This window comes from Streptacidiphilus sp. BW17 (assembly GCF_041262485.1).
In the GTDB taxonomy this organism is placed as follows: Bacteria; Actinomycetota; Actinomycetes; order Streptomycetales; family Streptomycetaceae; genus Streptacidiphilus.
Genome location: NZ_JBGCCR010000019.1, coordinates 74,195 through 87,194 on the forward strand (window position 1 = coordinate 74,195; position 13,000 = coordinate 87,194).

8 protein-coding genes are annotated in these 13,000 nt (G+C 70.2%); 2 read left to right on the forward strand and 6 right to left on the reverse strand.

Annotation, left to right across the window (positions count from 1 at the left end):
• Positions 1-20 precede the first annotated feature (20 nt).
• The 6 genes from fxsT to pdxH all read right to left on the reverse strand — a co-directional run bounded on the left by fxsT (position 21) and on the right by pdxH (position 9,916).
• Positions 21-4,004: an FxSxx-COOH system tetratricopeptide repeat protein gene (gene fxsT / locus ABH940_RS22850; protein WP_370061705.1), complete on the reverse strand. Its 3,984-nt coding sequence runs from the start codon at positions 4,002-4,004 to the stop codon at positions 21-23.
• Complete coding sequence (locus ABH940_RS22855; RefSeq protein WP_370061707.1) at positions 4,001-5,398, reverse strand: TIR-like protein FxsC; 1,398 nt, start codon at positions 5,396-5,398, stop codon at positions 4,001-4,003. The genes fxsT and ABH940_RS22855 overlap by 4 nt, the downstream gene beginning before the upstream one ends.
• Positions 5,399-5,419: 21 nt before the next feature.
• A complete protein-coding gene (locus tag ABH940_RS22860; protein ID WP_370061709.1) occupies positions 5,420-6,301 on the reverse strand; it encodes an AAC(3) family N-acetyltransferase in 882 nt (293 codons plus the stop codon).
• Positions 6,301-8,691 carry an FxsB family cyclophane-forming radical SAM/SPASM peptide maturase gene (locus ABH940_RS22865; RefSeq protein WP_370061711.1) on the reverse strand — a complete coding sequence of 797 codons (2,391 nt, stop codon included), beginning with the start codon at positions 8,689-8,691 and terminating at the stop codon, positions 6,301-6,303. Before ABH940_RS22865 ends, ABH940_RS22860 begins: the two co-directional genes overlap by 1 nt.
• A gap of 40 nt (positions 8,692-8,731) precedes the next feature.
• Positions 8,732-8,926 carry an FXSXX-COOH family cyclophane-modified RiPP peptide SjiA gene (gene sjiA, locus ABH940_RS22870; protein ID WP_370061713.1) on the reverse strand — a complete coding sequence of 65 codons (195 nt, stop codon included), beginning with the start codon at positions 8,924-8,926 and terminating at the stop codon, positions 8,732-8,734.
• A 357-nt stretch (positions 8,927-9,283) separates the two neighbouring features.
• Entirely contained in the window at positions 9,284-9,916 is a 633-nt protein-coding gene (gene pdxH / locus ABH940_RS22875; RefSeq protein ID WP_370106090.1) for a pyridoxamine 5'-phosphate oxidase, read from the reverse strand.
• A 451-nt stretch (positions 9,917-10,367) separates the two neighbouring features.
• Between pdxH and ABH940_RS22880 the strand changes: the two genes are divergently transcribed.
• The gene (locus tag ABH940_RS22880; protein ID WP_370061715.1) at positions 10,368-11,468 is read left to right on the forward strand and encodes a citrate synthase 2; all 1,101 of its coding nucleotides are present in this window, start codon (positions 10,368-10,370) and stop codon (positions 11,466-11,468) included.
• A 388-nt stretch (positions 11,469-11,856) separates the two neighbouring features.
• Entirely contained in the window at positions 11,857-12,975 is a 1,119-nt protein-coding gene (gene serC, locus ABH940_RS22885) for a phosphoserine transaminase (RefSeq protein WP_370061717.1), read from the forward strand.
• Positions 12,976-13,000 lie beyond the last annotated feature (25 nt).

The following is a 13,000-nucleotide window of genomic DNA, read 5'->3' on the forward strand; positions in this document are numbered from 1 at the left end:
CGGCGCCCGGACCGCACCGGTCAGGCCGGCACAAGCTCCAGGTCGCGCCCCATCCGGCGCCAGGCGCGCGCGTCGTGGACGGTCTGGTGGTTCTCGCCGAGCACCGCGATCAGCCGGTCGATCACCCGACGGCGCAGGTCCTGCGCCTCGGCCTCACGGCCCAGGCCGCGCAGGGTGATCGCCAGGTTGCTCTGGCAGACCAGCGGGTCGGGGTGGTTGCCGCCGTACCGGGCGTTCATGCCCTGCAGCGCGGCCCGCTCCAGCTCCTCGGCCCTCGCGAGGTCGCCCAGGTCGCCGTAGGTGTTGGCCAGGTTGAGCATCGCGCAGTGGGTGTAGGGATGGTCCGCACCCACGGTGCGCCGCAGGGAGTCCAGCGTGTGCTCGCCGAGCGCGGCGGCATCGCGCAGCTCCGTCGGCTGACCGACGTCGCGCTGGTAGATCGTCAGGTTGTTGGCGCAGATGAGCGTGAACGGGTGGACGTCGCCGAGGCGTTCGCGGTAGGTGTCGAACACCTCCCTGGCGGTGTCGCGGGCCCGCTCCTTGTCCCCTGCCGACGAGTACTCCGCGGCGAGGTTGAGCGCGCAGGACAACACGTCCGGCACCTTGGCGTCGTAGCGCTCCAGGTAGCGGTTGTAGGTCTCGATCGTCAGCCGCCGGGCCTCGTTCTGCTCACCGATCCGGCGCAGGGAGAGCGCCAGGCTCTTCGCGTAGCGCAGCGACGCCATGTCGGGCACCGGGACCGAGTACTCCTCGCGGAACTCGCTCAGCAGGCTGATCGAGCGCGCGTAGTTGCCGAGGGCGCGCTCGTCGTCGGCCAGGTTGGCCTTCGAACTCAGCGTGTACGGGTGGGTCACCCCGAGCACCGCGGTGCGCAGGTTGTAGACCTCCTCGTCGAGTATCCGGGCCGCCTCGTAGTTGCCGGTGAACCGGTGGTCGATCGCGAGGTTGTTGGCGATGTTGAGGGTGCGCGGGTCCTCCTCGCCGAGTTCCTCCTTCATCCTCAGGTAGGTCTCCTGGTCGCGCTGGAGTGCCTCGGTGAACCGGCCGACCACGCGCAGGTCGGCGGCGAGGTTGCCGGCGGTCTGCAGGGTGAGCGGGTGGTCGGGGCGCAGCACCCGGCCCTGCCGCACCAGCGTGTCCTGGTCCAGCTCCAGACACTCCTGGGCCAGGCCCTTGCTGCGCAGCACGCTGGCGAGCTGGAACCGCAGCTGCAGCGTCTGCCGGTTGTCCTCGCCCAACTTCTCGGTCCACGCGGTGTTCAGGCGTCGGCCGAGCTCCTCGGCCCGGTCCAGGTCACCGCGCTTCCACAGGTAGCGGACGCGGTCGATCAGCAGTTGCCGGGTGTCGGCCTCGTCGCAGTTCTCGGCGTTGGACGGGCCGAGGTGCGGCCAGATCAGCTCGAACCGCGGCCAGTTCTCCGGGTCGTCGGTGTCGCCGATGTCCGGGCGGGCGCCGACGAGGATGCGGTGGACCTCGTGGACCAGGTCCTCGTGCTGCTCCGGCGTGAGGCCGGACCGGATGACCGCCTGCACCATGCGGTGCACCTGGAAGGTCTTGCTGCTGTTGTCGACCTTGGCCAGGGCGTACCGCCCGATGGCGCGGATGACCCGGCCCATCATGTTCTTGTCGCGCAGTTCCTCGTCGTACTCCACCAGCGCGTTCATCATCTGGTCGCTGTAGAAGATACTGGTCGCGATGGAGTCCGGGGCGAGGAAGGCGCACAGCTGGAGCAGCCGCACCGCCGCCGGCATCTGCTGGCTGAGCCGCTCGATGGAGACCTGCCAGGCCTTGCCGAAGCTGTCGGGGTAGTCGTCCGGCGTAGTGCCGCCCAGCGCCCGGTCCGGCTGGCTCTTCAGTTGCTCGACGTACTCGCCGACCGGGACCCCGGTGGTCTCCAGCCAGGCGGCGGCGATCTCCACCGCCAGCGGCAGGTCGCCGACGGCCTCGGCGACGAGTCCGGCCTCCTGCTGGGTGAGCGACTGTGCGCGCCGGCAGAGGTGCTCCACCGACTCCTCGCGGCGGAAGACGTCGACCTCCAAGGCCTCGGCGTGGCTGGTCCACGCCTGGTTCCGCGAGGTGACCAGGACGTCGCCGGAGCCGCCGGGGAGGAACCGCACGATCTGCCCGGGGTCGTCGGCGTTGTCGAAGATCAGCAGCCAGCGCTTGGTCTTGGGGTGCATTCCGAGCCGCAGCGTCTCCTTGACCAACTCGGCGTTCTCGTTGGCGTTCTCGCCCATCCGCAGGTCCAGGCGACGGCCGAGCTCGGACAGCGAGGTGGCCACCTGCTCGGGCTCCTCGGACTCGATCCACCAGACCAGGTCGTAGTCGGCCATGAACCGGTACGCGTACTCCAGCGCGACCTGGGTCTTGCCCACGCCACCGAGACCGTAGAGGGTCTGCGGGGTCGGCAGCACCACCGTGGAGCGGCGATCCCGCTGCTGGCCGCGCAGTTGGTCACGCAGCCGGTCCAGCACGGCGGCACGGCCGGTGAAGGACGGGTTGCGCAGCCGGAGGTTCCAGATCGCCGGACGACGTCCCGGGAAGCGCGGTCCCTCGCCGGGGACCGAGTCCATCAGCAGGGTCTCCGGCAGGCCGACGGCCCGCAGCAGCACCGCCCGCGCCGCGTCCTCCTCCAGACGCACCAGCTCCACGGAGTTGCCGCCGTAGGTGCCGCCGGTCCGGGTGTCGCCGACCCGCACCGTGATCAACTCCGGTTGGTCCAGGTAACGTTCGCCGCCCAGCAGGTCGCGGGCCTGACGCGACTGGACGGACTTGGCGTAGGCCGGGCTCCAGACCGCCAGGGTGCGGGTCACCGCGTCGCGGACCCGGTCGGAGTCGCCGCGCGGCAGCGAGCCGAGCTCACGCGGGACGACCCGGAGCCCGGCCCGGGTCAGCACCCACTCGATCCACTCCGCCCACATCCGGTCCTCGGACGCGTAGGACACGATGATGTCCTCGCGCGCGGTGGGACGCGGGCGGGTGAACAGGTCCACGTAGTGCAGCCGGATGTCCTCGTCCATCGACGGCAGGCTGGTCACGCGGTCCTTGGTCACGGAGGCGACCAGCCGCTCGACGGCCGACAGCATCGAGGTCGGTGACCCGGGCTTGTCGCCGAACGGCGCCAGGATCTCCTCGTAGGCGTAGTACGGCAGATACGGGATCTCCACGGAGTCCCAGTGACGCTCCCGCGCGCTCTCGGAGAGCCCCTGCGGCAGGCCGCTGAAGCGCTTGCGGGCCAGCGCCCGTCCGGCGTCGGCCTTGCCCTTCTCGCCGTCGTCGATGCGCATCGGTACCGGCAGGATCCGGATGCCGCGGTTGTAGTGCCGCTCGGTGATCTTCCGGGCGATCTCGGAGGCACCCTCGATGCTCTGGTTGCTGAGGGTGAAGCAGACCACCAGGTCGTCGGGGAGTTCGACGGTGCAGATCTCCTGGATGTCGGAGAGACCGGTGCGGCTGTCGAGCAGGACGTAGTCGTACTGCCGGCTCATGTCGGCACGCAGCGCCTTGAAGAACTCCGCGCCGTGCCGCCGGGCGTAGAACGCGTCCCAGTTGATGTTGGCCACCATCGCGCCGTAGTCGCTGTGCGCCTGACCGGCGGGGAGGAAGTCCAGGCAGCCCTCGTCGGGGAAGCCGGTCCAGTTGAGCGACAGCACGTGCGGCAGCACCCGCGTCCACTGACGCAGCTCCGCCGGATCGAGCTCCTCGTTCTCCAGCGGCACGTCCCAGTAGTCGTAGATCAGGTCGATGACGCCGGTGGAGGCGTCCAGCGCGGCCTGTTCCAGGAAGGGCGCGAAGAATCGGTGCAGACCGGGCGCCTCCAGGTCCCAGTCGACAGCGAGGACCCGGTAGCCGTTGGCCGCCAGGACCCAGGCCGTGTTGGCCAGGGCCATGGTGCGGCCGGTACCGCCCTTGTAGGAGTAGAAGGTGATGATCCGTCCGTCGCGCTGGTCACGCAGCGGCAGCACCGGCTCTGCCCCGTCGCCCTCGGGCTGAGTCACGCTCATGGATTCCCTCCCCCAGAACCGGTTGACGGCCCCTCGTCGGAAGCGTCATCGGACGCGTTGCGCGGGGGTCCGTGATGGCGACCGTTACCCCGCTTGATGTGCTCGTCTCGCAGATTCGGTCGTGGTGGCGAGCCGTTCGGCCCCGGCGGGACAGGCGGGAACGAGTCCGGCCCGTCGAGCTCCTCGAAGGCGTGCATGGCGCTCAGCGCGACATGGGGCAGCATCGACTCGAACTCGTCCAGGCTGGTCACCACGTCGACGCCGCGCAGCCGGGCCCGTTGGAGGCGCTGGGCGCGCAGGTTGACCAGCGTCCGCTCGGACAGGGCGCGCAGTTCCTCGTGCCGGGCGACGTTCTCCGGGTCGTGCGGGTCCCACGGCTCCATCAGGCCGACCCAGGCCGGGTTGCGCGCGTCCAACTGCCGCAGCGTCTCCAGGTGGGCGGCGTCCAGCAGCGTCCAGCGGTCCAGCAGCAGCAGGCCCGGAGCCGTGGGCCGCTCCCCCGCGAGCACCCGCGCCGCCTCCTCGTCGAAGGGCTCGATGCTGGCGTGGAACTCCCACTCGCGTGCCACAGCGGCGGCCCGGCGGGCGATCGACTCGTCGCTGTCCCCGGCGAACGGCCGCCACTCTTGCGCGTCCGTACCGTAGTTGACGCGGGAGCGGCCCTCCGGCATGTGGTCGGCGTCGCAGGCGGCAACGGTGATCCGCAGCGTCCGCCTGCGGCCGGGCGCCGGAAAGGCCGAGCCGTAGTCCTGGAAGTCCCGGCGGGCGCCGGTCCGCACCCGCATCTGCTCGGACACGTCGACGATGCGCTGTGCCAGCCGGTAGACGGCCAGTTGGTAGTCGGACTGGAACTTGGTGACCTTGAGGAGCGGCTGCATCCCCTCGGTCCGGTAGCCGTCGCCGAAGGCCTGGTGGTCGAACTGCAGCGCCTTGGCCACCGGCGGCAGCCGCTCCTCCTGCACCCGGACCCACTGCACCGGCACGATGGCCGACGGCAGCCCGCCGCCCGGCACCTCCGACAGCACCTCTCGGGAGGCGAACGAGGCCCATTCCTGCCCGCACGCCTGGCTCTTGAAGTAGTGCACGGAGTAGAGCGGCACGAAGACCCGGCAGTGCGCGAGCGCCTCGCTGATCCGCTCGGACCAGCCCTCGCCCACGTTCAGGCCCGAATCCATGAAGCCCGGCGGTTCGTTCGCGTCCCATCCGGACAGATCCGTGACGGCCTCGCACAGATCCCGGAACAGGCGGGCTTCCCAGAGGTTCGACACGCTGCGGGGCCGACCGGCCCCGCGAGGTGAATGCGCGTAACTCAGAAAGAAGATGGGGCGAGGTATGTCCTCGTCCCAGCCCTTCTCTTCGGCCACGCTCGCACCCCCGAACGATGTTGCCCGCACTGTATGAAGATGGAACCGCGCTTACTGATGCTCCGTCAACACTGCGATGGCACAGGGCCTGTTCAGATCGCCGACGACGTCCCGCGCCAGGTCGACCGCCGCGCGGACGGGCACCAGCGTGGCGACGGCGCAACCGATCACCGTCTGACGCAGCTCCAGCCGTGGCCGCCCACTGTCGTCACGGAGCTCCACGACGCGGCGGGCGAGCTCGGGGAAGTGCAGATCGTCCAACCGCACGGCTTGGAAGGAACGCCAGTAAGTCCGCTCCCCCTCGGCGTACTTGGCCCGGTAGGTCTGCACGGGCGCGTCCGCGGCGTAGTCGACGAGGTGGAAGGGCGTGAACATCTCCATGCCCAGGCCCAGCAGGAGTGCGTGGGCGCCCCGGTCGTACATCCGGCCGAGCGGCGACCGCGGGCCGAGATGTTCCTCGAAGGGGTGGACCGCGCTGAGCTCCTGCGCGAGCGGCCCGACGGCGGCGAAGGAGGTCTGCGGGTGCCCGCTGCGGCGTGCGCCGGGCAGCAGGCGGATCGCCTCGGAGAGCCACCCCATCGTGGGCGAGCAGGAGGTCTTCTCCGGGTCGAACGCCGGCATCCCGTCGTGGTGGTCCGCCAGTTCGGCGGCGCTCAGCCCGGCCGTCCGCTCCAGGTAGAGCCGGGACGTCTGCGAGTTCTCCGGGGTGGCGGTGTAGGCGACCAGCGTGCCCTGGCACCCGGCCGCCCCACGCAGCACGCGTGCCACGACTCCGGCCCGGCCCAGCGGGTCGCTCTCCTCCCCCTCGACCGGCCCCAGCCGACGCAGCGAGGCCTGGACGAAGAGGATGCCGTCCGGCTCCGGGTTCCAGCCGAGCACCGCGAGCAGACGCTCCAACTCGCGCTCGGTGACCCGGGTGTCCGGCGTCGACATCAGCTCTCCTCACGGACCCACGGCTCGACGGTCGCCCGCATCCCCGCGACGAAGCGGCGACCGCGTTCGGTCAGAGCACCAGAATCCGTCATGACCTCGATGGCGCGGAAGGTGTGGTCGAGCCAACGCGTGTACTCGGCGCGATCCTCCTGCGAGTGCGTCGCCCGCCAGCGCGCGCGCCAGAACTCCACGACGGCGATATGCGCGTACGTTCCCTGGAAGAGCCCCTCGAAGGGCCGCGGATCAGGCCGCCACGGGGCGTCGAAGGTGCGGGTGTCGGCCCGGTCGAACAGGTCCTCCAGGTCGAAGACCGCACCCAGCTTGACGTGCTGGAACTCGTGGACGAGCAGCAGAGCCAGGAACTCGGCCGAGCCCGGGCGCGCGATGCCGACCGTGCCGAAGAGGTCCCGCGCGGCACCGCTGACGTAACTGCCGTCGGCCGCCGGTCGCAACGGCACCACGGTGTTCAGGCCCGCGCGCAGACCCGGCGCGTATCCGGACAGCTTTTCGTCGACGACCTGCCAGGCCCCGGCCAGCTCGGCCTGCCAGAACTCGGCCTCCGCGTCCGGCATCGGCGCGGCGGGATCCCAGTGGTGGGCACGGCGCTGCGGGTCCGTGTCGTCGAGCAGCAACCGCCAGGCCCTCGCCCCGGACCCCGCCGGGCCCGTGAGCAGGCGGACCGGCCGCCAGCGGGGCTCGCGCTGCGGCACCGACAGGTCGACCTCGATGCGCTCCTCGGCCGTCTCCACGACGAACCGGTCGTGCTCCGTCATGACGAGGGCGGAGACGCCCTCGACGCCGGTCAACACGCCGTGCCCCGGCACACGCAGCTCGCCCGCCGGGCGGACCGGCAGGGTCAGCTTCTCCTGCACGCCGGCGAACAGCGCGGCGGCGACGGCGAGTTCGGCCACGCCGCCGAACCGCTCGGCGGCCGGTGACGACTGCCCGAGGCACTCCAAGGCCCAGGAGCGCGTGAACGGGTGGGCCACCGCGCGGTCCAGCGCCGGCGGCGCGCTCTCGTCCAGGAGGGCGATCAGCTCCCACGCGTCGCCGTACGGCAGGTCCGCATCGGGAACGGCGGCCCAGGCCTCGGCCACCTCGTCCAGCAGGGCGCGGTTCACCTCCACCTGTGCGGCGCGCAGTGCCTCGACGGCGCCGGAACTGCCGTAGCCGGAGGCCAACTCGTCGAAGTGCGGGTCCGACAGCAGACCGGTGGACATCGGGTGGCGCTCCTTGCGGGCGTGCTCGGCGTCGCTGACGGCGGTGATGAGGGAGAGAAGGTCCGGACAGAAGACGCTCGGGTTGTCGAAGCCGCCGTCGACCGCGTGGAAGCCGCCGTCCGCGCTGCGGTAGCGGTGGGCGTAGAGGCCGCCCCCACAGGACTCCACGACCGGACAGGCTCTGCACTGCGCACTCAGTCCACTGAGCCCCTGCTGACGGTCGATCATGCCCGGGTGGCGGGCGGCGGTGTCGAAGTCGTGCCGGAACACGTCGAAGCCGGTCGCGGCGGCACCGTCGTAGGCCGTCTTCAGCGAGTCGGCCTGTTCCAGGGTGCCGTCGGTCTCGACGACGACCAGATCGGCGGGCGCGAGCCCGAGCGACTCGGTCAGGCTGCTCTGCCCGCGCAGCGTGCGGTGCAGTGAGTCGAACATGCGGATGGGCACGGGCCGCCCCTGCGCGTTCCAACGTTCGTAGACGCGCCCCAGCCAGTCGGCGTACGGCGTCGTCCCGGGACCGTCGGGCCGCAGTGGCGGCTCGTCCCAAGTGGCGTGCGGCAGCAGGAAGTCGATGCGTGGCGGTTCGAGATCGACGAGGGCGTCGTAGACGGCGACGGGGTCGTTGCGCACGTCGACGGTGCAGAGAAGGCCGGCGTAGAGATGGCGCCAGCGGGGCAGGCGGAGCAGGTCGATCGCCCTGACCACCTGGTCATAGCTGCTGTAGCCGTTCGCATAACGGCGGTGCAGATCGTTCGCGGCGCGGTCCCCGTCCAGGGAGACGCCGACTTTCACGTGGAACTCGTCGAAGATCCTCAGATGACGCTCGCCCAGCGTGACCGCATTGGTGTGGATCCGTAAATCCAGCTCGCACACCCCGCGCAAGGCGTCGCCCAGCACCTGCGCGGCGCGCCGCAACCGGATCGGCCCAGCCAACAGAGGCTCGCCACCGTGGAGCACCACATGCACCCGCTCCAACCGATGAACACGCGCGTGCTCAGCGATCCTGGCCGCCGTCTGCACGAGGACGTCGTCGAGCGGCACCTTGGGTCGGCCGCGCCAACTCGTGTCGGCGTGCTCATAGACGTAGCAGTGATCACACGACAGGTCGCATCGACTGTTGAGTTTGATGACGAACTGTCTGAACGGCGTGGCTACGGAAGGATTGAGGTCCATGCTGGTTATTGATCTACGGACGGAAAGCCCCTGCGCCTCATCAGATCGAGGAGTTGAAGGCTGCCACGTCCAGCCGGGATACGCCGTTGTCGGGCAGCACGCGGCTCAGCATCATGCTGTGCGCGGCACCACCCCGCTTGGCGAGCCGGACCGGAACGGGTCGGGTGGACTGCGCGTCGTCGACGGACGAACCCGCCTCCGTGGCCCGGGACTTGCTGTCGCGAGATACGGTCATTTGAGGACCCCTTGGGTTTGGAAGGGACAAAGACCGGGCAGCGGCTGCAGTAGCTGCCAGAAGGCCTTCTCCTCGCGTTGTTCGATGGTCTGCATCGCCAAGCGCCAGGAACTCTACGTGCACACCATCCACCCGCGCGTGAACTTACCCCTCCACGGAAGATTCACGTAACCGGGGCCAGCGATTCCGCACTGCCATGTCCACTAAAAGGCACAGGTCACGAACCATTTGACCAGTCCGATGGCAGCGAAAAAGCGATCCCGAAGATCACTCTTGCGAGGAAGCGACTACGCCATTATGCGTAGCCGTCCTCATCACCCGTCCACATGAGTGGATCACCCCTCCGCACGGCCGCCCTCACGGGCAGAGCCGCTCCACCCGCCAGCCGGTCGGGGCGGTCGGGTCGGCGTCGTAGCGGAGGCGGTCGTGGAGGCGGTTCTCGCGGCCCTGCCAGAACTCGACCGACCCCGGCGCGACGCGGAAGCCGCCCCAGAACGGCGGGGCCGGGACGCCCTCGCCCTCCGGGTAGCGGGCGGCGAGGTCCGCGTAGCGCTGTTCCAGCTCCTCGCGGGAGGCGACCGGACGGGACTGCTCGCTGGCCCACGCACCGAGCTGGGAGCCGTGCGGGCGGCTGCGGAAGTACGCCGCCGTCTCGTCGCGTCCGACCTTCACCGCCGATCCGGTGACGATGACCTGACGGGCGATCGGGTGCCACGGAAAGAGCAGCGCGATGTGCGGATTGACCGTCAGGTCCCGCCCCTTGCGCGACTCGTAGTTGGTGTAGAAGACGAAGCCGCGCTCGTCGTAGCCCTTCATCAGCACCGTGCGCATGCTGGGCCGACCGGCCTCGTCGGCGGTGGAGACCACCATCGCGTTGGGTTCGTCGAGTCCGGAGTGCTGCGCGTCCACGAACCACCGGGTGAACTGCTGGATCGGGTCGGCGGCGAGCTCCGCCTCCAGCAGACCGGTGGCACGGTACTGCCGACGCATGTCGGCGGGGTCCGCCGAGAAGCTCGGGTCGGCGTGGTGAGGCGCGAGGGGGGCTTGGTCCGATGCGTGCACGCCGACATCATCCCAGCACCGGCTGAACGGACCGGGAAGCTCATCCGACCAGAACGCGCAGGATCTGCACCGGGTATCCGCAGAGTCTGGACTGTGTCCACATCGAGAGCGAGTATCTTTGCCGGGCCCGACCCCCACCCCTCGGACGCATGTTCGCAACGGCGCGTGCATTTGTACCGAATCAGAGGTGAATACCACGCGTGTGCAGGGCATCACCGTCGTGGGATCTGGCGCAATGCACCCAGTGCCTGCCACTCTGGCACTGCGTGCCACGCGCGCTGCACCTCTTCACCGCGCAACAGCGCGGTAACAACCCCAGAGACGACTTGGCCACACCCCAAAGTCATCCGCCGATCCGACCGATCAGAGGAGCCGCCTGATGTCCGACTTCGTACCCGGGCTCGAAGGAGTCGTTGCGTTCGAGACGGAGATCGCCGAACCCGACAAGGAGGGCGGCTCGCTCCGCTACCGCGGTGTCGACATCGAGGAGCTCGTCGGTCACGTCTCCTTCGGCAACACCTGGGGCCTGCTGGTCGACGGCAAGTTCAACCCGGGCCTGCCCCCGGCGGAGCCGTTCCCGATCCCGGTCCACTCCGGCGACATCCGCGTGGACGTCCAATCCGCGCTGGCGATGCTGGCCCCGGTCTGGGGGCTGCGCCCGCTGCTCGACATCAGCGCCGAGCAGGCCCGTGACGACCTGGCCCGCGCCGCGGTGATGGCCCTCTCCTACGTGGCCCAGTCGGCCCGTGGCCAGGGTCTGCCGATGGTCCCGCAGAACGAGATCGACAAGGCCGAGACCATCGTCGAGCGCTTCATGATCCGCTGGCGCGGCGAGCCCGACCCCAAGCACGTCAAGGCCGTCGACGCGTACTGGACCTCCGCGGCCGAGCACGGCATGAACGCCTCCACGTTCACCGCCCGCGTCATCGCCTCCACCGGCGCGGACGTGGCCGCCGCGCTCTCCGGCGCGGTCGGCGCGATGTCCGGCCCGCTGCACGGCGGCGCGCCGTCCCGCGTGCTCGGCATGATCGAGGAGATCGAGCGGACCGGCGACGCGGTCGCCTACGTCAAGAACGCCCTCGACAAGGGCGAGCGCCTGATGGGCTTCGGCCACCGCGTCTACCGCGCCGAGGACCCCCGCGCGCGCGTCCTGCGGCGGACGGCGCAGGAGCTGGACGCTCCGCGCTTCGAGGTCGCCGCTGCGCTGGAGAAGGCGGCCCTGGAGGAGCTCCACGCCCGTCGCCCCGACCGCGTGCTGGCCACCAACGTCGAGTTCTGGGCGGCCATCGTCCTGGACTTCGCCGAGGTCCCGGCGCACATGTTCACCTCGATGTTCACGTGTGCCCGCACGGCCGGCTGGGCTGCGCACATCCTCGAGCAGAAGCGCACGGGCCGCCTGGTCCGCCCGTCCGCCCGCTACATCGGCCCGGGCACCCGCAGCGTCACCGAGGTCGAGGGCTTCGGCGACATCGCGCACTGAGCAACACTGCGCTCCCGCAGTCAGTTGCACTTCACTGAGGGGCGCGGGGCTCCGCCGATGTGCGGCTCCGCCGCGCGGGCGCGACAAGCCACCGCCACCGCCCCGCAGTCAGTCGCACTTCACGAGGGGCGCGGGGCTCCGCCGATGTGCGGCTCCACCGCGCGGGCGCGACAAGCCACCGCCACCGCCCCGCAGTCAGTCGCACTTCACGAAGGGCGCGGGGAACTGCGCGACCAGCCACTCTTTGTGGTGAGTCGCCGATCGAACAGGGCCATCCGCCCAGGGTGGTTACGCGCGCAGTTCCCCGCGCCCCTGACGTGCTGCAACACCCCGTCTCACTCAACGGACCCGCCACTTCGGCGTAGCCCGCAGCCGATAGGCTGCGTTCGTGGCTGATATCCAGATCCCCGCTGACATCAGGCCCGCTGACGGCCGTTTCGGCGCAGGCCCGTCCAAGGTCCGGCCCGAGGCGCTCCGCGCGCTTGCTGAGACCGGCACCTCCCTGCTCGGCACCTCCCACCGCCAGGCCCCGGTGAAGAACCAGGTCAAGCGTGTGCGTGAGGGCATCAGCAGCCTCTTCTCGCTGCCCGACGGCTACCAGGTCGTCCTCGGTAACGGCGGGTCCACCGCGTTCTGGGACATCGCCGCCTTCGGCCTCGTCGAGAACAAGTCCCAGCACCTGAACTTCGGCGAGTTCTCCTCCAAGTTCGCGGCAAGCGTCAAGGCCGCGCCGTGGCTGGCCGAGCCGACGGTGATCAAGTCCGAGCCGGGTACGCACCCGCTGCCGCAGGCCGAGGCCGGGGTCGACGTCTACGCGCTGACGCACAACGAGACCTCCACCGGCGTGGCCATGCCGATCCGCCGGGTCGCGGGCGCCGACGAGGGCGCGCTCGTGCTGGTGGACGCGACCTCCGGCGCCGGCGGCCTGCCCGTCGACGTCTCCGAGACGGACGTCTACTACTTCGCCCCGCAGAAGTGCTTCGCCTCCGACGGCGGGCTCTGGGTCGGCGTCTTCTCCCCCGCCGCGCTGGAGCGCGCCGCGCGCATCGCCGCGAGCGACCGCTACGTGCCGCCCTTCTTCGACCTGCCGACCGCGATCGACAACTCGTCGAAGAACCAGACCTACAACACCCCGTCCGTCTCCACGCTGTTCCTCTTCGCGGAGCAGCTGGAGTGGATGAACGGCAACGGCGGTCTCGACTGGACGACGGCCCGCACCGCGGACTCCTCCTCGCGCCTGTACACCTGGGCCGAGAAGTCGTCCGTCGCAACGCCGTTCGTCGCCAATCCGGCGGAGCGTTCGCAGGTCATCGGCACGATCGACTTCGACGACTCGGTCGACGCCGCCGCGATCGCCAAGGTGCTGCGCGCCAACGGCATCGTCGACACCGAGCCCTACCGCAAGCTCGGCCGCAACCAGCTGCGCGTCGCGATGTTCCCGGCGATCGACCCGGCCGACGTCGAGGCGCTGACCGCCTGCATCGACTACGTCATCGAGCGCCTGTAGTCGCTCCTCCGCGCTCACAACGCCT